This window comes from Vibrio sp. bablab_jr001, assembly GCF_016464285.1.
GTDB classification, from domain to species: domain Bacteria; phylum Pseudomonadota; class Gammaproteobacteria; order Enterobacterales; family Vibrionaceae; genus Vibrio; species Vibrio fluvialis.
The window spans coordinates 368,165-387,118 of record NZ_JACDWZ010000039.1 but is presented as its reverse complement, the minus strand read 5'-3'; the positions used below and the strand labels follow the sequence as shown (position 1 = coordinate 387,118).

At 54.3% G+C, this 18,954-nt stretch carries 22 protein-coding genes; 15 read left to right on the top strand and 7 right to left on the bottom strand.

Going from position 1 to position 18,954, the window contains the following annotated elements:
* Positions 1-82: 82 nt before the first annotated feature.
* Positions 83-1,954, bottom strand: a complete 1,872-nt coding sequence (locus JIG40_RS04540; RefSeq protein WP_199464853.1) for an MFS transporter — start codon at positions 1,952-1,954, stop codon at positions 83-85.
* A 16-nt stretch (positions 1,955-1,970) separates the two neighbouring features.
* Complete coding sequence (locus tag JIG40_RS04535) at positions 1,971-2,561, bottom strand: TetR-like C-terminal domain-containing protein (RefSeq protein ID WP_199464852.1); 591 nt, start codon at positions 2,559-2,561, stop codon at positions 1,971-1,973.
* Between the two features lie 192 nt (positions 2,562-2,753).
* Between JIG40_RS04535 and JIG40_RS04530 the strand changes: the two genes are divergently transcribed.
* Both JIG40_RS04530 and JIG40_RS04525 read left to right on the top strand, forming a co-directional pair.
* On the top strand, positions 2,754-3,632 hold the full coding sequence (locus tag JIG40_RS04530; protein WP_047460290.1) for a Tim44 domain-containing protein: 879 nt from the start codon (positions 2,754-2,756) through the stop codon (positions 3,630-3,632).
* 143 nt (positions 3,633-3,775) lie between these two features.
* Positions 3,776-4,093, top strand: coding sequence for a DUF1244 domain-containing protein (locus tag JIG40_RS04525; protein WP_158142715.1), 318 nt, complete (start codon positions 3,776-3,778; stop codon positions 4,091-4,093).
* A gap of 102 nt (positions 4,094-4,195) precedes the next feature.
* Here the strand turns inward: JIG40_RS04525 and JIG40_RS04520 are convergent, their stop codons facing one another.
* The 5 genes from JIG40_RS04520 to flgA form a co-directional block, all read right to left on the bottom strand.
* Positions 4,196-5,053 carry an AraC family transcriptional regulator gene (locus JIG40_RS04520; protein WP_020329926.1) on the bottom strand — a complete coding sequence of 286 codons (858 nt, stop codon included), beginning with the start codon at positions 5,051-5,053 and terminating at the stop codon, positions 4,196-4,198.
* Positions 5,054-5,155: 102 nt separating this feature from the next.
* Positions 5,156-5,800, bottom strand: coding sequence for a lytic transglycosylase domain-containing protein (locus tag JIG40_RS04515; RefSeq protein WP_165880049.1), 645 nt, complete (start codon positions 5,798-5,800; stop codon positions 5,156-5,158).
* Positions 5,801-5,868: 68 nt separating this feature from the next.
* The gene (flgN, locus tag JIG40_RS04510) at positions 5,869-6,312 is read right to left on the bottom strand and encodes a flagellar export chaperone FlgN (protein ID WP_044362026.1); all 444 of its coding nucleotides are present in this window, start codon (positions 6,310-6,312) and stop codon (positions 5,869-5,871) included.
* A 22-nt stretch (positions 6,313-6,334) separates the two neighbouring features.
* Positions 6,335-6,616, bottom strand: a complete 282-nt coding sequence (flgM, locus tag JIG40_RS04505) for a flagellar biosynthesis anti-sigma factor FlgM (protein WP_020329928.1) — start codon at positions 6,614-6,616, stop codon at positions 6,335-6,337.
* Positions 6,617-6,800: 184 nt separating this feature from the next.
* The gene (flgA, locus tag JIG40_RS04500; protein ID WP_199464964.1) at positions 6,801-7,502 is read right to left on the bottom strand and encodes a flagellar basal body P-ring formation chaperone FlgA; all 702 of its coding nucleotides are present in this window, start codon (positions 7,500-7,502) and stop codon (positions 6,801-6,803) included.
* A gap of 174 nt (positions 7,503-7,676) precedes the next feature.
* Between flgA and flgB the strand changes: the two genes are divergently transcribed.
* From flgB to JIG40_RS04435, 13 genes are all read left to right on the top strand, one after another.
* Positions 7,677-8,039: a flagellar basal body rod protein FlgB gene (gene flgB / locus JIG40_RS04495; RefSeq protein ID WP_004725069.1), complete on the top strand. Its 363-nt coding sequence runs from the start codon at positions 7,677-7,679 to the stop codon at positions 8,037-8,039.
* A 2-nt stretch (positions 8,040-8,041) separates the two neighbouring features.
* The gene (gene flgC / locus JIG40_RS04490) at positions 8,042-8,476 is read left to right on the top strand and encodes a flagellar basal body rod protein FlgC (RefSeq protein WP_004725070.1); all 435 of its coding nucleotides are present in this window, start codon (positions 8,042-8,044) and stop codon (positions 8,474-8,476) included.
* A complete protein-coding gene (gene flgD / locus JIG40_RS04485) occupies positions 8,476-9,156 on the top strand; it encodes a flagellar hook assembly protein FlgD (protein ID WP_024373236.1) in 681 nt (226 codons plus the stop codon). Before flgC ends, flgD begins: the two co-directional genes overlap by 1 nt.
* A gap of 28 nt (positions 9,157-9,184) precedes the next feature.
* Entirely contained in the window at positions 9,185-10,381 is a 1,197-nt protein-coding gene (gene flgE, locus JIG40_RS04480; RefSeq protein ID WP_014204707.1) for a flagellar hook protein FlgE, read from the top strand.
* Between the two features lie 11 nt (positions 10,382-10,392).
* Complete coding sequence (locus tag JIG40_RS04475) at positions 10,393-11,124, top strand: flagellar basal body rod protein FlgF (protein WP_020329934.1); 732 nt, start codon at positions 10,393-10,395, stop codon at positions 11,122-11,124.
* 27 nt (positions 11,125-11,151) lie between these two features.
* Positions 11,152-11,937 (top strand): flagellar basal-body rod protein FlgG, encoded by a 786-nt coding sequence (gene flgG / locus JIG40_RS04470; protein WP_004725074.1) that lies wholly within the window; start codon positions 11,152-11,154, stop codon positions 11,935-11,937.
* Positions 11,938-11,966: 29 nt separating this feature from the next.
* Positions 11,967-12,638 (top strand): flagellar basal body L-ring protein FlgH, encoded by a 672-nt coding sequence (flgH, locus tag JIG40_RS04465; protein ID WP_020329935.1) that lies wholly within the window; start codon positions 11,967-11,969, stop codon positions 12,636-12,638.
* Entirely contained in the window at positions 12,638-13,759 is a 1,122-nt protein-coding gene (locus tag JIG40_RS04460; RefSeq protein ID WP_004725076.1) for a flagellar basal body P-ring protein FlgI, read from the top strand. Before flgH ends, JIG40_RS04460 begins: the two co-directional genes overlap by 1 nt.
* A gap of 9 nt (positions 13,760-13,768) precedes the next feature.
* Positions 13,769-14,281: a rod-binding protein gene (locus tag JIG40_RS04455; RefSeq protein WP_020329937.1), complete on the top strand. Its 513-nt coding sequence runs from the start codon at positions 13,769-13,771 to the stop codon at positions 14,279-14,281.
* A gap of 5 nt (positions 14,282-14,286) precedes the next feature.
* Complete coding sequence (flgK, locus tag JIG40_RS04450; RefSeq protein ID WP_004725078.1) at positions 14,287-15,660, top strand: flagellar hook-associated protein FlgK; 1,374 nt, start codon at positions 14,287-14,289, stop codon at positions 15,658-15,660.
* A gap of 9 nt (positions 15,661-15,669) precedes the next feature.
* Positions 15,670-16,569, top strand: coding sequence for a flagellar hook-associated protein FlgL (gene flgL, locus JIG40_RS04445; protein WP_004725079.1), 900 nt, complete (start codon positions 15,670-15,672; stop codon positions 16,567-16,569).
* Between the two features lie 11 nt (positions 16,570-16,580).
* Complete coding sequence (locus tag JIG40_RS04440; protein WP_199464851.1) at positions 16,581-17,621, top strand: flagellin; 1,041 nt, start codon at positions 16,581-16,583, stop codon at positions 17,619-17,621.
* Positions 17,622-18,116: 495 nt separating this feature from the next.
* Positions 18,117-18,923, top strand: coding sequence for a restriction endonuclease (locus tag JIG40_RS04435; protein ID WP_199464850.1), 807 nt, complete (start codon positions 18,117-18,119; stop codon positions 18,921-18,923).
* Positions 18,924-18,954 lie beyond the last annotated feature (31 nt).

Below are 18,954 nucleotides of genomic sequence, written 5' to 3'. Positions count from 1 at the left end.
AAGGTTCGAGGTCAGAAAGTCTTAATGTTTTGAACAAGCGTTCAGGAAAACTGAACGCTTGTTCAAGCTGTTTAAATGATGGCTACTTCCAGTCACCGCGCAGCGCTGCGACTTTCTCAAACATTAGTTCGGTGTTGGCTTCGCGAGCGACGACCGCTTCACCGGCTTCTATCTCAATCTGAGACCAGAAGCGGCGTGGCAAGCCTTTACAGGCTCGGCCGTTGTAGCGGCTGAAGAAACTGCCCCACAAGCCTTTAATCGCCATCGGGATGACCGGCACCGGACTGCGGCGCAGAATGATATCGATCCCGCGCATAAATTCATTCATTTCACCGTCGGCGGTCAGGCGGCCTTCCGGGAAAATGCACACCAAATGACCTTCCTGCAGCGCTTGCTCAACCTCCGCAAACGCACGGCGAATCGAAGTACGGTTGCTGGCGGAAATGGGGATCACTCCGGCGCGTTTCAGGAAACGGCGCAACACTGGCAGGTTGGCGTAATCTTCTTCCATCACAAAGCGAATCAAGCGCGGGCAAGCACCGCTCAGCAGCAGGGCGTCCATATAACTGACGTGGTTGCACACTATCAGCGCACCGCCATGTTCTGGCAGCTTGTTGAGGTTTTTATGTCGTACGCGATAGAGCGTATGAGTCAGGGCCCACACCACAAAGCGCACCACAAAAATCGGTACCTGCAAGAACAGATATGCCGCCAACAACAGGTTCATGACCGAGAGCAACACAAACAACTGAGGAATGGTCAGGTCGAGCAGCGTCAGGCAGATGATGCCCAAAATCGCGCTGCACACCATAAACAGCGAGTTGTAGATGTTCAGCGCGGCAATCACCTGCGCGCGTTCGGTGACTTTTGCACGTTGCTGCATCAACGCATACAACGGCACGATGAACACACCGCCTGAGGCGCCCAGCAGCAGCAGGTAAGTGAACAGCGGCCACAACGGCTGGTAAGCTACAAACTCTGAGAACTGACCGAAAATCGGCAAATGGTCAGGAATGCTGGTTGCCATCAGGTAACCAAACAGGCTGATACCAAAACTGCCGATTGGCACAATTCCGACATCGATACGGTGATTGGAGAGCTTGTCACACGCCAGCGAACCGATCGCAATCCCGATGGAAAACAGCGCCAGCAGGAACGAGACCGAACTTTCGGTGCCGTTAAGAAAGACTTTGGTGAAGTTGGGAAACTGTGTCAGGTACGCCGCGCCAAGGAACCAGAACCAACTGATCGCCATCATCGATTGAAAAATGATGCGGTCGCTGCGCGCAATCGCCAGCGTGTGACGAGTTTGGCTGACCGGACGCCAGCGAAAGATCAGATCCGGTGCGCTCGCTGGTGCTTCAGGAATCGAACGGCTTGCCCAGTAACCACACAGGGCAAAAATAATCACTGCGGCAGCAGCGATGTGGCGGGCGTTGTCAGCAGAGGCAATAACGCCCGCGCCTAACGTGCCGAGCAAAATTGCCAGAAACGTACCGGTTTCCACCAGCGCGTTGCCGGGAACCAATTCATTGGATTTGAGTTGCTGTGGCAGCAGGGCGTATTTCACCGGGCCGAAAAAGGCGGACTGCGTACCCATCAAAAACAGGATCAGCAGTAACACGCTGTAACTTTCGGTAATAAAACCGATCGCGCCAATACACATAATGGCGATTTCGAGCAACTTGACGCGGCGAATAAACCACGACTTTTCGTATTTGTCGGCCAAAACACCAGCGGAAGCGGAAAACAGGAAAAACGGAAGAATGAACAGGCCCGCCGCCAGGTTAATGAACAGATCGCTTGATACCGGCAGCGCGCCGCTGCCAGCAAAGGCGACCAGCAGCAGCAATACATTTTTGAAGATATTGTCGTTAAAGGCGCCGAAGAACTGCGTGATGAAATAGGGAAGAAAACGGCGCTGAGTTAACAACGACGTCTGAGACTGCGGCATCGCCTTTCCTTAATAATTACCAGTTGGCCAGATAGTTAGAGAGTAGGTCCTCAATCAGCGCTTTGCCATCAATCGGTTCGGCGGCAAAGAACTTGTCGTCCACACTCAGCAGAGTAATGCCGTGTACGCCCGACCACAACACGCGGCTGGAGCGCAGGATTTCACTGTCGGAACGTTGCGGCGCAATCACTTTCAACAATCCTTCCAGCATGCTGGTCATCGTGTCGATACGCTCGGCCTGCCATTCTGGCAGCACTTCACCGTTCATGTTGTGTTCGAAAATCAGCTGCCAACGGTATGGGTTCTTCTGAGCGAAATCGTGGTAGCAGTAAGCGAGCTGATACAACGCTTGCTCCGGATCTTTACACTGGCTGACGACCGCTTTGGCTTCGCTGGAAAGCTCGTCGAGCGTTTGTGCGACCACATGAAGTAGTAACAAATTGTAATTGCCGAATACGTTGACCAGAGTGCTAGGAACATAACCAATCATGGTTGCGATCTTACGCAGACTCAGTTCGTGGTAGGAATGGCTACCCAGAAATTCCTTCACGGTTTTCAGCGTTAAAGAGACCAATTCTTCGCGGGTATGGTCGTTTCGTCTTGCCATGATGATGTGTGCTTAATGAACGATGTTCGATATTCTAGTTATCCGGCTATTGAGCGTCAACTCAGAACCCTGCAATATTCTGATACATGTCGACAAATGCAAAGTGTTTGATTGTCAAATTGAAGCCGCTATGATGACCCCGTATTAAAGTAGGCCGTGTGGCCCAAATAAGTAAAGTAGCTAAGGATAAGTATGAAACGTCTGTTTTCTCTTGTTGCTCTGGTCATGGTTTCTGTTGCGTTTACCCCGATGGCGGACGCTGCCAAAAAATTTGGTGGTGGTAAGTCGTTTGGTAAAAGCTACAAAACGGCGCCAGCACCAACACAGCAAAACCAAAACACCAATACACTGAAACAACAAGACACTTCGAAAACAGCGCAAAGCTCGACCAAAAAAGGATTGATGGGCGGCCTGCTTGGCGGTCTGCTGGCGGGTGGCCTGTTGGCAGCCTTCTTCGGCGGTGCCTTTGAAGGCATCCAGTTCATGGATATTCTGATCATCGGTTTGATTGCGTTTGTGATCTTCAAACTGATGCGCGGCCTGCTTGGCGCCAAGCAGGGCAGCATGAATCAGCACCAACAGCAGCCAGCGTTTGGCGGTATGAACCGCAACGCGTTTGAGCAGCCGAACGTGCATAACTTCGAACAGCCACAAAACAGCGGCGGTTTCGGCAGTCAGATGCAGAGCGACATTCCGCACAACTACCCAGCAGGTTTCGACCGCGTGGCGTTTGTCAACGGTGCGCGTGAGCACTACCGTATTCTGCAAGGTGCGTGGAACCACAACCAACTGGAGACCATCGAAGAGTATGTGTCACCAAGTTTGTTTGAAGATCTGCAAGCCGAGCGCGCGAAGATCGACACCGATCCGCAAACAGACGTGATGTACGTCGATGCAGAGATTGTGCGTGCCGACTACGACGCAAGCAAAGCTCAGCTGAGCCTGCAATTCAGCGGTCGTTACCGTGATGCAGGCGAAGGTATCGAAGAGAACATCGAAGATATCTGGCATCTGGAACGCGACCTGACCACACCAAATGCACCGTGGTTGATCGTCGGTATCCAAGGCTAAATGGCCACTCACGTGAACAAAAACGCCCAAGCCTGTCTTGGGCGTTTTGCTATCTGCGTGATATAACAGAGGCACTCAACGACATATTAATCCTCCGGCAGCGCTGATTCAGGGCTTCCGGGCAAGAACGAAAGGAAAGTCACGTGGCCGAATTCAACTACAAAAATCTGACTCAGGAAGAACAGGACAAAATCGATGCGGCGGTATTTCGTCGTCTGCTGGCGCATCTGGATGACAACAAAGATGTGCAGAACATCGACCTGATGATACTGGCGGGCTTCTGCCGTAACTGTTTCTGCAAATGGTATGAGTCGGAAGCAAAAGAGATGGGGCTGGAGCTGAACATCGACGATGCACGCGAGCGTGTGTACGGCATGACGTACGATGAGTGGAAAACCAACCATCAGCCGAAAGCGACACCCGAGCAACTGGCTGCGTTTGAAGCGCGTCAGAAGAAGTAATTCGAAAGCCGCCATTTCTGGCGGCTTTTTCTTTTCTATCCAGCAGCAACTGACCATTCGTTTCAATATCAGTCACTTCAACGTCAGCCGCTTCAATGTAAGTTATTTCAACGGCAGATAGATGTCGGTTTGCAAGTCACACTCATCCACTTCGTGGATCAGATTCAGATAGTGGAAGAAGCATGGGTAATCACGTAGCTCTTCACCGCTTTGCGGTAACCAGTCGCGATACAGCGCGTACACACTCTGACTGATCGCATCATGGCTGCCGTGATGGCGCAGCACTGCGCAGCGTCCGGCCGGAATAGCGCCATTTTTCACGCCGTAGTCATTGTCTTTGATGGGCTGGCTGACGCTGCCTGCGATATCAAAGCGAAACAGCGCTGGCTCGGTTTCGTTGGGATCACTGTAGGGAATGCCGTATGTAGCGCTGGTGGTCACCGGCGATTCGCCACTGGCGCGCCGCCAGGCAATAAACTGCGCGGCGGTATCGAGCACCTGCTCGGGGGCACCACAATGTTCGATGTAGGCGATGCGGGTTTCGGCAAAATGAATAATGTTCACGTCCACAAGGTTGACTCCTTTTGCGGGGATTTCAAATTGAAATTGCGAGTGCCATTGCTGCCACTCAGGCTGATTTCTAAAACCGGACGGAGACTGACCAAACGTGCGTGCAAAGGCTCGGGCGAACGCTTCAGGGCTGTCGAACTGAGCTTCCAGCGCGATATTCAGTACGCTGATGCCGGGTTCAAACGCCAGTCGGTAAGACGCCCGCTTGAGCCGCGCCAAGGTGAGGTACTTGGCGGTGCCGACGCCGATCTGCGCTTTGAACATGCGGTGAAAGTGGTACTTGGAACAGTGCGCCAGCGCGCTCAGTTGTTCAAGCGACAACTCGTCATCCAGATGGCGATCGATGTAGTCACACACGCCTTGTATGCGCGAATGCAGCGAATGGGTCATCACATTTCTAATCCTGTTTGAGAAAACAAAGCCATGGTCGCATTCAGGGCTGTGAAGATCCTGACCGAAATTGCGCACTTTGCGCCAAGCTTGCTTGAAGCCTTACAACTTAACCAGTGGCGGCAGCGGTTGCAAATTGATCAGTGCCTGACGGGTGATGGCCGGTTGGCGGCTAAACAGCATCAATGGTTGGAACGAGGACTGGTTGAGCGCCGTGACATCAATCAACTGGGTGAGAGCGTAAAAGCGATGCACATACTGGCGGGTTTCTTGGGGCAGTGACAGACGATGAAACTCACGACTGCCTGCGCGTTGAATGGCGCGCGCGACCCGTCCTTCGCCAGCATTGTAAGCGGCCAGGGTTAACGCCAAGTCGCCGCCGAATTTGCGATGCAAAAACGCCAGATAGTTCAGCGCCGCGTCAGTGCTGGCGAACACATCCAAACGCTGATCGTTCGGGGCGGTTTGCAAACCGTAACGCTGGGCGGTGGCCGGCATCAATTGCCACAATCCGCGCGCGCCGGCGTGAGAAATCGCATTCGGGTCAAACGACGATTCCAGCATCGGCAGCAGCGCCAGTTGCTGTGGCAGCTTTTTATGGTCTAACTGATTGAAAATATGCGCCAGCAGCGGCTGATAGGTCTCCAGACGTGACTCAATCTGATGCTGATAGGGCGACAGCAGGGCGCGCTGCGAGGCAATCGCGTCATCCAACGAGAGCGCGGTAGTGTGGGCGCTAAACAGCAGTATAAGGAAGCTCCCTGTCAGCCGGTACAACTTGGAGTGGGATTGATGGCGTAACAGGGAGCGTAATTTCATATCGCGTCGGCGATGCGTTCTTCGTAGGTCGGTGACGGTTGGGTCAGCTCGCTCAGCAGTTCATGGAACGTGGCGGAGCTCAGACCGTTATCCTGATTGAGGCGCTGACATTGCTGAATCAATACATTCAGCACCTGCCATTGTTTTTCAATTCGTGTGCGTAAGCTGGCGGGTAGCGCACTGAACAGGCGTAACACGCCTTTGTCGTTGTTGGGCAGCGCTAAGCGTTGTAAGCATTGCGTTCGGTGCGACGCATTGCGGTGCAGTTGGTTCAGCACCGGTACTTGCTGGCGAATGTTTTTGCCCAGCGCATCGCCGTTAAATTGCAGATACAGCGCTTTTTGCTCGGTCAGCAGCGTATGCAACTGGCGATAAAGCTTCAGGTCTTCACTAATGGTGAACATAAAACTTTGCATCAGCTGTCCGCGGTTTGAGGCCATGATCTGCTCCTTGCGTGCCGGTTTATTCGTGTCCGGTGTGGAATTGCATCAGCGCCTGAGACAGCGCTTTACTGTCGAGGCTTAACTCGCCGCGCGCCAGTGCAGAGCGCACTTGTTCCACTTTTGCCATATCGACATCCGGCAGTGCCGCCAGTTCGGCCTGTGCTTTTTCCAGTGCCACGGTATTGGCATTCAGCGCGGGCTCGCTCACAGACGTGGCTTGGCTTGGCGCAACGGTTTTTTTGCTTGCTTGCTGGAATGTGGTGTGTGGGACGTGGCCGCCCGAGACCTTATCAATTTTCATAAGCTTGATGTCCTCAATCTTCGTCGTCACTGGTAACAGGCGACCAAGAGCAGGGCAGAGTTAAATGCACAAAGCGAATTTGTGCAAAAAAATGAATGACTGAAAGTTTGTACTCGAAATCCGGGGCGGATTTCGAGCGCCACAATGAAAAAGTGTTACCTTCAGTCAAAATTTGCAGCCTGAATCAGAACTGAGTGTGCACCTGATTCAGCCCGGTCACCACGGCGTGCACCACGCTTTGCGAGGCGCTGTTTTGTACTTCGATTTGATCCCCGCGCCCGCCATCTTCCAAGGCGACGCCTTTGGTGCTGGCATTCACCCCGTCTTTCGCGGCGATGATCACCACCTGATTGCCCTTGATGACCAACAGTGGCTTGCTGACTAAGGTCGGATCGAGAATTTGTCCGGCGCGCAGGCGGCGGTTGACTTCCAATCCACTCGCTTCATCGATACGGGTGAAAAAATCATCCTGACGGGTGAGGGTGCGGTCTTCCAGTGTCAGCATGGAGGGCTCTAAGCGCCCGCTGCGTGCCAGCGCCGTTTGTGTGACGACCACTGGCAGGGTGAGCGACGCTTTGATGGTGACGTTAATGCGCCATGCGGTATCGCCCTCCTCGCAACGCACCATGCGTTTGAGATGGCCGACGGGCAGCAGTTGGTTATCGCGTCCGGTGACGAGCAGCGGCGCCTGACATTCCGGCAGGTGACTGGCAGCGCCCGGAATCCAGAGTTGCCACTGCGCCTGGTAGGGCGGCCATTCGCGCTGCGCGGCAAGCTGAGCGATTTCCTCGTCGAGCGAAGCTTGCACTGCGTGTCGAATCTGCATTTCTGAGCGATTTTCCTGCGCCGCGACTGGCAGTGCCAACAGCAGCGCCAGCATCAGCATCACGTTCCTCCGCGCAGAGGAAAAAATCGTTTCCCCTTGGCGTAATCGTGCTTCCGATAGGCGGAAGTTGCGTTTCCTTTCTGATTTATAAGTCATTGTTTTTAATTGAATAATTTTATGGCATGCATCTTGTTTCGTCTAAACGCACCTTGAGCCGACTTGTAAGGAACAGACATGGCCATTTCATTTGAAACCGCGTTAGGCGTTCACCCGGAGGCACTGAATTTTCGCGTTCAGCGTACCAAAGTCCTCGCGAGCAACCTAGCAAATGTTGACACCCCGGGATACCTGGCCAAAGACCTGACATTTAAAACCGTCATGAGTACGGCCGGTAACCGTGGCGTCAATCCGGGCATTCCGGAATGGCAGGTGGAATCTCAATATTCGATTCCTTACCAGAACAGCAAAAACGGTAACACCGTTGAGCTGGGTGTCGAGCAAGCCAAGTTCACGCAGAACAACATGGATTTTCAAACCAGCCTGACATTTCTCAATATGAAATTCAACGGCTTAGCGAAAGCGATTGAGGGACGTTAATCATGCCTTTTACTGATATTTATTCGATTGCCGGTTCGGCGATGACCGCGCAGACCGTTCGTCTGAACACGGTTGCGAGTAACCTGGCGAACGCCGATGCCGTGTCGGCCAATCCGGACGACGCCTACCGCGCGCTGAAACCGGTCTTCGCCACGGTGTACAACAAAAGCCAACTGGCAACCGGCGATAACGTGTATCCAAGTGCGGAAGTGCGCATCGTCGACGTGGTGCAGAGCGCGGGTCAGGCGGAAAAGCGTTTTGAGCCGCACAACCCGCTGGCCGATGGCGATGGCTACGTGTACTACCCGGATATCGACGTGGTGGCGGAAATGGCCGACATGATGTCCGCGACGCGCAGTTTTGAAACCAACGTTGAAGTGCTGAGCAACGTGAAAAGCATGCAGCAAGGGCTGCTCAAACTGGGGCAGGGTAGCTGATGAGCATTGCACAATACACCGCCTTGTCGGGTGATACGTCCGGCAGCGCAACCACCACCAACACGGGCATCAGCAGCAATGGTTTAGATGCCAACGATTCGACCTCGCTGCAAAACGAATTCATTTCGTTGATGGTGGCGCAGATTCAAAACCAGGATCCGCTGAACCCGCTGGATGGCACCGAATACGTGGGTCAGCTCGCGCAGTTTTCTCAGGTGCAGAGCATGGAGAACATGTCGAGCCTGATGCAAAACAGCATGGTGCTGCTCGACAACATGCAAGTGCTGTCGACCGCGGGTCTGGTCGGTCAGACGGTCTACGTCTCCGGGAACGAATTTGAACTCACCGACGCGCCGCAAAGCGGAAAAGTGGAACTCGATTATGCGTCCAGCCAAGTCAATCTGGTCATTGCGGATGAGTTCGGTCAAACCACCAAGCTGCCACTGGGCGCGCATCCGGCGGGCGATGTCGATTTCACCATCGATCCAGAAGCGCTGGGCCTGAAACCCGGCAACTACACCGTCAGCGTAGAAGTGCAGGACGGTCAGTCGTCACCGAATGTTCTGCTGGCCGGCACGGTTGAACAAGTGCGCATTCCCAGCACTGGCGGTTCGGCCATGGTGAACATTGCCGGTGTCGGCAGCGTGCCTTTCTATCAAATCACCCAATTTGGCGCCTAAACCCAAACAAGGAAACAGAGGTTAATTTATGAGTTTTAATATTGCTCTCAGCGGCTTGGATGCAACCAACACCGAACTGAACACCATCAGCCATAACATTGCCAACGCATCGACTTACGGTTTTAAAGGCGCGCGTACCGAATTCTCTGCGGTGTACAACGGCATGCAGCCGGGCGGCGTGGAAGTGGCGTCGATTTCGCAGAACTTTGATAAGAATGGCTCCGTGACCGGTACAGGCCGTGCCATGGATTTGGCGATCAACGGCAGCGGCTTTTTCGTCACCAAAGACAGCATGGGCCAAACGCTGTATACCCGTTCGGGCGTGTTTGGCACGGATAAAGACAACTACGTGGTCGGCAACACCGGCGCCAAACTGCAAGGTTACAGCGTGGATGGTAACAACAATCTGTTGAGCGGCTCGGTGGGCGACATCAAGATCAGCACTTCATCGCTGTCCGCCAAAGCGACCGACTCACTGGAGTTTGTTGCCAACTTTAACGCCAGCGCGGACGCGATTGACCAAACGGTGTACCCGTTTGATCCGGCCGATCCGAATTCATTCAACTCCTCTTACACCTCCAAAGCGTACGATTCGCTGGGCAACAGCCACACAGTAACGCAGTACTTCACCAAAACCGCGGACAACACCTGGGAAGTAAACGTGCAGGTGGACGGCGCGGCGACGGCAAGCGCAACGGTGCCAGTGACGTTCAATACCGACGGCACACTGAGCTCACCCACCGGCAGTTTTAACGTCGCGTTTCCGGCCGCAGGCGCCAATGCGATGAGCATTGATGTCAGCCTGACCGGCAGTACCCAGTTTGGCGCCGATTTTGGCGTCAGCACCAACAACCCGAACGGTTACACCTCCGGTGAGCTGGCAGGCGTACGAGTGGAAGGCAACGGCATGGTTTACGCCACCTACACCAACGGTGAATCACAGCTGCAAGGTCAGGTGGTGCTGGCGAACTTCGCCAACCCACAAGGTCTGGCCAAAGTGAGCGGCACCGCGTGGACGCAAAGCTTCAGCTCTGGCTCGCCGACGGTCGGCGTACCGGGTACCGGCACACTGGGCGATTTGACGCCGGGCGCACTGGAAGGATCGAACGTTGACCTGACCAGCGAACTGGTGAGCCTGATGACCGCGCAGCGTAACTATCAGGCCAATGCCAAAACCATCTCGACCGAAGACAAGCTGACTCAAGCGCTGTTTAACGCGATCTAACGGAGCCGACGATGGATAGTTTGCTGTTTACCGCCACCTCCGGCGCGAGCCGGGTTCTCAAAGCGCAGCACGTGCGTTCGAACAACTTATCGAACGCCGATACCGCCGGTTTTCGTGCGGATATGGAACGCGTGCGCAGCGTGCCACTGCAAGGTTCGGGGTTCGATGGCCGCACCATGGTGGTCACCAACTCGGCCGCAACCCGTTTCGACAGCGGTGATGTGGTGAAAACCGGACGTCCGCTCGATGTGGCCGTGATGGGCGACGGTTACCTGACGGTGCAAACCCCGGAAGGCGGCGAAGCCTACACCCGCGCGGGCAACATCGCGGTGGATGTGAACGGCGCGCTGAGCATCAACGGTTTTGCGGTCATGGGCGAGAACGGCGCGTTGGTTCTGCCGGATTTTCAGAAAGTGGAAGTGAGTGAACGCGGCCGCATTTCGGTCATTCCGCCGGGCGGCGGCGCGGAAATTGAAGTCGGTACGCTCAAGCTGGTGAAAGCCAACGACAACCAGCTGCAAAAAGAGAGCGACAGCCTGCTGCATACGGTCGATGGCGTACCGCTCGCGGCGGACAACAGCGTGCAACTGGCACCGGAACACATTGAAGGCAGTAACGTTTCCGCGATTGATGAACTGCTGAATGTGATGTCACTGACGCGCAACTTTGAAATGCAGATCCGCATGATGAAAACCGCAGAAACGTTGGCGCAAGCCGGAAACAAATTAATGAGCGCGCGTTAAGCGCTCGACCAATAAGGAGAGACTCCGATGCATTCAGCATTATGGGTAAGCAAAACCGGGATGGCGGCACAAGACACAAAAATGACCGCCATTTCCAACAACCTGGCGAACGTCAACACGGTCGGCTTTAAGCGTGACCGCGTGGTGTTTGAAGATCTGTTCTACAGCATTCAGCGTCAGCCGGGCGCGCAGGTCGATCAGGTCAACGAGCTGCCAACCGGTGTTCAGTTGGGGAGCGGTGTACGCGTGGTCGGCACCCAGAAAGTCTTCACTCAGGGCAACACGCAAAATACCGGTCAGGACTTGGATCTGGCGGTGATGGGGCAAGGCTTTTTCCAGATTGAAAACTCAGACGGCCAAATCATGTACAGCCGAAACGGCCAGTTCCACGTTAACTCGGAAGGCTTGATGGTGAACAGCCAGGGCCTGCCGCTGCAACCGCAGATTCAGGTACCGGACGATGCGATTTCGCTGTCAGTCGGCGTTGATGGCACGGTGACGATCACCACGGCCGCTGACTCCACACCGCAGGAACTCGGTCAGATCACGCTGGCGAAGTTCATCAACCCGGCCGGTCTGGAAGCGCTGGGCGGTAACTTGTTCCGTGAAACCGAAGCCAGTGGCGCAGCCGATGAGCTGATTGCCGGTGAAGATGGCGTCGGCAGCATCAAACAAGGTGTGCTGGAAGGCTCCAACGTGCAGGTGGTGGAAGAGATGGTCGACATGATCACCACGCAGCGCGCCTACGAAATGAACGCCAAAGTGGTCTCGGCCGCCGATGACATGCTCAAGTTTGTAGCGCAGTCGGTGTAAGGATGAATCAAGCGATGAAGGAAAGAGTGATGGCAAAGTTGAGCAAAGTCGGGCTTCTGAGCGTGCTGATTCTGGCCGGATGTGCCGGACGGGACGAATTCACGCCGCCGTCTCCGGACGAAGAAAAATACGGCCCGCCAACGCTGGACTACTCTCTGCCTGCCGCCCAGTCGGGCAGCCTTTATCGCCATCAATACGCGATGACCCTGTTTCAGGATCGCCGCGCTTACCGCGTGGGCGATGTTCTGACGGTGTTGTTGGCGGAAGAAACCCAGTCGAAGAAAAGCGCCGATACCCAGTACGGCAAAACGTCCAGTGTCGGCCTGAGCGCGCCGGTGGTCGGCGGCAAAACCTTTGACAAACTGGCGGCCTCGATTGACGGCGACCGCAGCTTTGACGGCAGCGCGTCCAGCTCACAAGGCAACAAGCTGGAGGGGGCGATCACCGTGACGGTCAGCGAAGTGCTGCCCAACGGCGTGATTCGTATTCGCGGCGAAAAATGGATTCGCCTCAATCAGGGCGATGAGTTCATTCGCCTGACCGGCATTGTGCGGGTGGACGATATCAGCCGCAACAATCAGGTCTCTTCGCAGCGCATCGGCGATGCGCGCATTACCTATTCAGGCCGCGGCGCACTGGCAGACAGCAATGCGTCCGGCTGGCTCACTCAATTCTTCAACAGTCCATGGATGCCATTTTGATGAAACAACGCAACACCTTCTTCACCACGGTTTTGCTGGCGCTGACGCTGGGGCTTGCAACCACCGCCAAGGCGGAAGTGGAAATTCCGATCATGGATTTGGTCGATGTGCAGGGGATTCGTGAAAACCAACTGGTGGGTTACGGTTTGGTGGTGGGCCTTGACGGTCAGGGCGATCGCAATCAGGTCAAATTCACCGCGCAATCCATCACCAACATGCTGCGCCAGTTCGGGGTGCAGATTGATGAATCCACCGACCCGAAACTGCGTAACGTGGCCTCGGTCAGCGTGACCGCGACCGTCGACCCGATGGCAGGTCCGGGTCAGACGCTCAACATCGTGGTCTCCTCAATCGGTGATGCCAAAAGCCTGCGTGGCGGCACACTGCTGCTGACGCCACTGCGCGGTATCGACGGTGAAGTGTACGCCGTGGCGCAGGGTAATGTGGTGGTCGGCGGCGTGTCGGCCGAAGGTCGCAGCGGCTCAAAAATTGCGGTCAACACACCGACATCCGGCCGCATTCCGAATGGTGCGACGCTGGAGCGTGAAATCCCGACCGACTTTAACGATCGCGACACCGTGACGCTCAACCTGCGCGAGCCAAGCTTTACCACCGCGAAAAACATCGCGCGTGAAATCAATGACACCTTTGGCCCGCAAGTGGCGGTCGCCATCAATAAAGGCCGCGTCGAAATGCGCGCACCGAAAGATACTCAGCAACGCGTGACCATGATGTCGATGCTGGAAGAGATGAGCGTGATGGAAGGCCGCAAGCCAGCCCGCATCGTGTTCAACTCGCGCACCGGTACGGTGGTGATTGGCAAGAACGTCAAAGTCGGCCAGGCGGCGGTCAGCCACGGCAACCTGACGGTGAGTATCACCGAATCGCAACAGGTCAGCCAGCCGAACGCGTTCGCCAGTGGTGATACCCAAGTGGTCGATCAATCCCAAATCGACATTAACGAAGATAACGCGCAGATGGTGATCTGGCCGGAAGGCACGGAACTCAACACCATCGTGAATGCGGTCAACAGCCTCGGGGCAACACCGACCGATTTGATGTCGATTTTACAAGCCTTGCATGAAGCAGGGGCGCTCAACGCAGAGTTAGTGGTCATCTAAGGAGCTGAGATGAAGATTGATACGGGAAGCGACAGCAGTTCAGTAAATTCAGTGCTGTATCACGACAACAACGCGCTGGCGAACATCAAGAACGCCGCCGACAAACACGCCGCGCTGGAAACCGTGGCGGGTCAGTTCGAGGCGATGTTTCTTCAACTGGTGCTGCGCCAGATGCGCAGTTCCAGCGATGTGATGGCCGATGAAGACAGCCCGTTTAACAGCAAGCAGCAGGGCGTATTCCGCGACATGTACGACGGCCAGTTAGCGATTGAGATGGCGAAAAAGCAGCGCTCCGGCATTGCCGATATGCTGGTCAAACAGCTCAGTCCGGTGGTCGATGGTGCGGGCTCCAATGTGGTTGAACTGGCCGCGGCGGCGGAACGGGCATCACACAATCGCAGCGCCGCCTCCAATGCAGTTAACAATGCCGCCAATGCGGTCGCCTCTCTTTCTCAGGAAACCACCAAAGTGGCGGTGACGAATGCTTTTAGTCAGCCACTGATTAGACCTTTGGAGCGATAACGGACATGAACCTCGTCAACATTGCCTTAAGCGGACTCAACGCCAACCGTGTCGCACTCGATGTGACGGCGCAGAACGTCGCCAACATCAATACGCCGGGATACAGCCGCCAACAGGCGCTGATGGCCTCAGTCGGTGGTGCGAAATACGACAATCTGAGTGCAGGCATGGGGGTAGAAGTGACCAGTATTCGCCGAGTCACCGATCAGTTTTTGGTGAAGCAAACCTGGTCGACCGGCAGCGTGGCGTCTTACGCGTCGCGTTACACCAGCAGCATGAGTTATCTGGAAAACACGCTCGGCGCCGACGGCTTTAGCCTCTCCGCCGGGCTGGATAACCTGTTTGCGGCGCTGCACGATGCAACGTCCAAACCGGAATCGGTGCCGCTGCGCCAACAAATCATCAATGAAGCGGAGGCGCTGTCGCGCCGTTTCAACACGCTGACCGAGTCGATGTACAACCAACACAAAGACATGAATGATCAGCGCACGGCCGCCGTCGCGCAGGCCAACAGCGTGATGGCCAACATCGCCGAAGTGAACAAACAAATCGTCGAGCTGAAAGGCACCGGCGGTAACCCGGCGCAACTGATGGATACCCGTGACGCGCTGGTGGGCGAACTGGCGAAGATCGTCGAAGTGAAAACCACCGATCAAGCCGACGGCAGCATGCAAGTGACCCTGACATCCGGCCAGCCGCTGGTGATGGGCAGTGAACACGGCACGCTGAAAGCGATTCCCGATCCGAGCGATGCCTATCTCGCGACCATGCAAGTCGAATTTGGCAAGCAGAGCTTCGCCATTCCGGGCGATCTCGGTGGTGAGCTGGGCGCGATTAACGAATATCAAACCGACGTGCTCAAGCCGTACATGACGGCGCTCAACGACATGGCGCAATCCATGGCCGATTCGTTCAATACCGAACTGGCGCTGGGTCTGGATCTCAACGGCCTGCCGGGTAAGGCGCTGTTTAGCTACGATCCGGCCAACCCGTCATCGAGCCTGACCATCACCGACATCACGCCGAACGAACTGGCACTGTCGGGCGACGGCAATCCGGGTAACAGCGACAACCTGACGGCGCTGATCGCGATCAGTAATCAGGCGTTCTCAATCAGCGGTTTTGGGTCGCTGTCGCTCAACGATGCGTTTACCGGCATGGTCGGTGAAGTGGCCATCAAAGCGCGTCAGGCCGATTCTGATTATCAGGCCAAAAACAGCATGAACGAACAGGCGGTCGCCGCGCGCGACAACATCAGCGCGGTCAACAGCGATGAAGAAGCGGCCAACCTGATGACGTTTGCCAACGCACACAACGCCAACATGAAAGTAATCAGCACCGCGAATCAGCTGTTCGATTCCGTACTGCAATTATTCTAAGGAAAGGCCATGAGAATCAGCGATACCCAATTTAGCCAGATGATGCTGCAAAGCTTGCAGCTCAACAACGCCGGCCTTGGCAAAGTGATGCAGCAGATGTCGACAGGCGATCGCCTGACCAAGCTTTCGGACGATCCGATGGCGTCGATCAAACTGCTGAACCTTGACCGTGAAGGCAGTGCGATTGAGCAGTATCAGGCCAACATCGCCAACGTGAAAACCACATTGTCGAGTCAGGAAGTGTATTTAGATTCCGTCAACGAAAGCCTGAAAAGCATTCGTGAACGGGTGTTGTGGGGCGCCAACGGTACCATGACCACTGACGATCGCGAAGGCATCGTGACGGAGCTGAAAAGCCTGCGCGATTCGATTGCGTCATCATTCAATGCGCAGGACGAAGAAGGCCACTTTCTGTTTTCTGGCACCGCAACCAGCACCGCCGCGCTGGATAACTCCGGCGGCAGCTATGTGCTGCAAGGCAACAGCGACAAGCGCGTGGTGACGGTGGCCAAAGGCGTGACCATGGAATCGAACATGACCGCGCAGGACATTCTTGATTTGGGCGGCGGCAGCAATGTGCTCAACACGTTGGATGCGTTGATCAGTGAGTTTGAGGCTCCGACCGCGAATTTTCGTACCGAAGTCGACAATACGTTAGCCGCCGTCGACAGCACACTCAACAACGTGTTGGCGGCGATGACCGAAATCGGTGGCCGTCACAACAACCTTGACCTGCTCGACAGCGCACACGGCGACAACAAACTGTTTGTCGACAAAGTCACCAGCGATCTGTCGGCGCTGGATTACGGCGAAGCCTCGGTGCGTTTGAGCAATTACATGGCCGCGCTGCAAGCGACGCAGGCGAGCTATGTGAAAATCGACGACCTGTCGCTGTTTGACCGAATTTAGGAATTTTCAGTATGGCAATGAGCACAGTGGAAGTTCGTCCACACGGCATTCGATTGACCGGACAGGAGCAGGCCAGCATTACGCCGTCGCGCTCCTCCGATTCGGCCCGTTTACCGGCCAGACAAACCCGCGCGCTTCAGGCTGACACTACGTCAGCCTATTCTGTTTCTGGCGTCCTGCTGACTCAAGGGCAACAACAAGCCACTTCGGTGCAAATCGCCTCTAAATCGCTGCAATTTGTCGGCAAAGAACTCACCACCATCAAACGGGGTCTGACGCAGGCGATGACGCAAGGCGCCGACAACGTGCCGAACCTGAAAGAGACATTAACTCGTTCCAAAATGACCATTGAAGCGGTGCTGGATCAGGCGCAGTTTGATGGTCAACGCGTGGTGGATAACGAGCTGAATCTGAAACTCGACCGCGCTGATATTCGTCGCTTTTCGATCCCGGGGCTGAACGTCAATCGCCTCAAAGAGAAAGCTGAGCAGATTCGTCTCGATTTCCCGCAAGGCAATTCGGTGATGATTCAGTTCGATGGTCAGTCGGATGGCAGTAAAACGGTCAAAATGTTGGATCGCAGCCTGATCCCGCTCGGAATGCGCGCCAGCGTGACGCAAGATGGCAACATTGTGTTTGAAGCCAAAGAGTCGGCGTACAAACAGATGAAGCAAAAGGTGATGGTGACAGGGCAAGGCCACCGTTTCCCGGCCGGGCAAGCCAACACACTCAACCTGAAATCCGAACCGGACGGCATTGCCGAGCTGCGTTTTGATTTAAGCTCGCGTGATGGCATCAAACAGGGCATTGCCAAGGTCAACCAGCATTTGGCACAGGCGCAAACCAGCCTGGAGCAGGCGCGCCAATACCACAGCGAACTCAATACCCAAATGCAGACGCTGCGCAGCCAGACGCGTCTGCTGTCGAGCGAGCAAACCACGGAGAAACTGACGCAGTTTCATGCGGCAGCGGATCAGTTTTCGTCGACTTATCAGGCGCTGAACGCGCAGGCGAATGTGCGTCGTCATACGGTGGTGGCGTTATTGCGGTGAGTTGCTGATTTTTTGTGGGTGTTTAAGGGAGAAGGCCATCGGTTGATGGTCTTTTTTTGTTTTTGGGGAAAGGTGGTTGGTTTTGTTGTTTGGTGGTAGGGATGGGGTTTGTCGCGTTTTGGGTTTAGGGAAATAGGAGGCTTACGGTGTGACGCTCCAGTCACTCTTTGCTGGCACAAAGAGTAACCAGAAAGTGCCTTGGGTTTGTTGTCGTGGGCCGGGACGGTTTTAGGCGTTCCCGACGCCGAAAACCTAAAAATTCATCCATGAATTTTTCCCTATAGATAGTGGAGTCGATAGTTTCTTTGGTGTTGCATTGGTTTGATACTTGCGGCACGTTTTGGCGGTTTGGATTTTGACGGGTTTGTATTAGTGGTTGATGATGTACGTAGTTTTGTCCGATGTTAAATAGACTGATTCTGTGTTTTTGTTTGAGAGTTATATAGGTGCGGTCTTTTTAATAACGGCTGTTATGCATTATAAAAGGACGGTATTTTGAATCAGAATACAGAATATGAATTACTGGTAGCTCAAATACATCAAGGAATGCTTCAGTTTGATGGTGTTGAAAATATCGCCGTAAAGCATGATGTTACGATTACAGGCAAAAGTGGCGCTACGCACCAGATAGATGTTTACTGGGAGTTTAAGTTGGCGGGTGTAACGTATAGGACATGTATTGAATGCAAAAACTACAGAAGCGCCATTAAAAAGTCGCAAGTAACATATTTTGCGGAAACATTGAGAGATATTGGCAATGCCAATGGCATAATCGCAACAACATCATCATACCAAAAAGGGGCTAAACTGCTCGCTCAAGCAAATAATATTAGACTGGTCCTCGTTAACAATCTGCTCACCTCAATCCATTATAAAATTCTACCTATGCAGACACATTTTGATAATGTCGATTTCAACTTTAACCGAGAAAGCGGAAAGGCTTCTTTAGAAAGAAATAGCATCGAGAAGTTCGAGGTGGCGTATACATATTCGGGCGAGCATCCTTTACTAGATGGTGACGGTAATCCGATTGGTACGATAAATTCTATTATAAATAGCTTCTCTTTACATGAGGGGCATAATGTTGTTGATTGTTCGCATCTCCACCTAGATGTTGAAGGTTTGGGTTTAGTACAACTTGATTCTATTTCGGTTGACGTAAGTTACTCTCAGCGTACACCGATTGAAGGTGTCGTTGAGTCACCTCATTCAGCCAAAGCTGCAATTGAAGATATTGTAGATAACAACTGCCACTATCTTCACAGGGATGGCTCGGTTACGGACAACATAAATAATGCATAACAAACATTTAAGAGTGATTCAGCACGCTTGG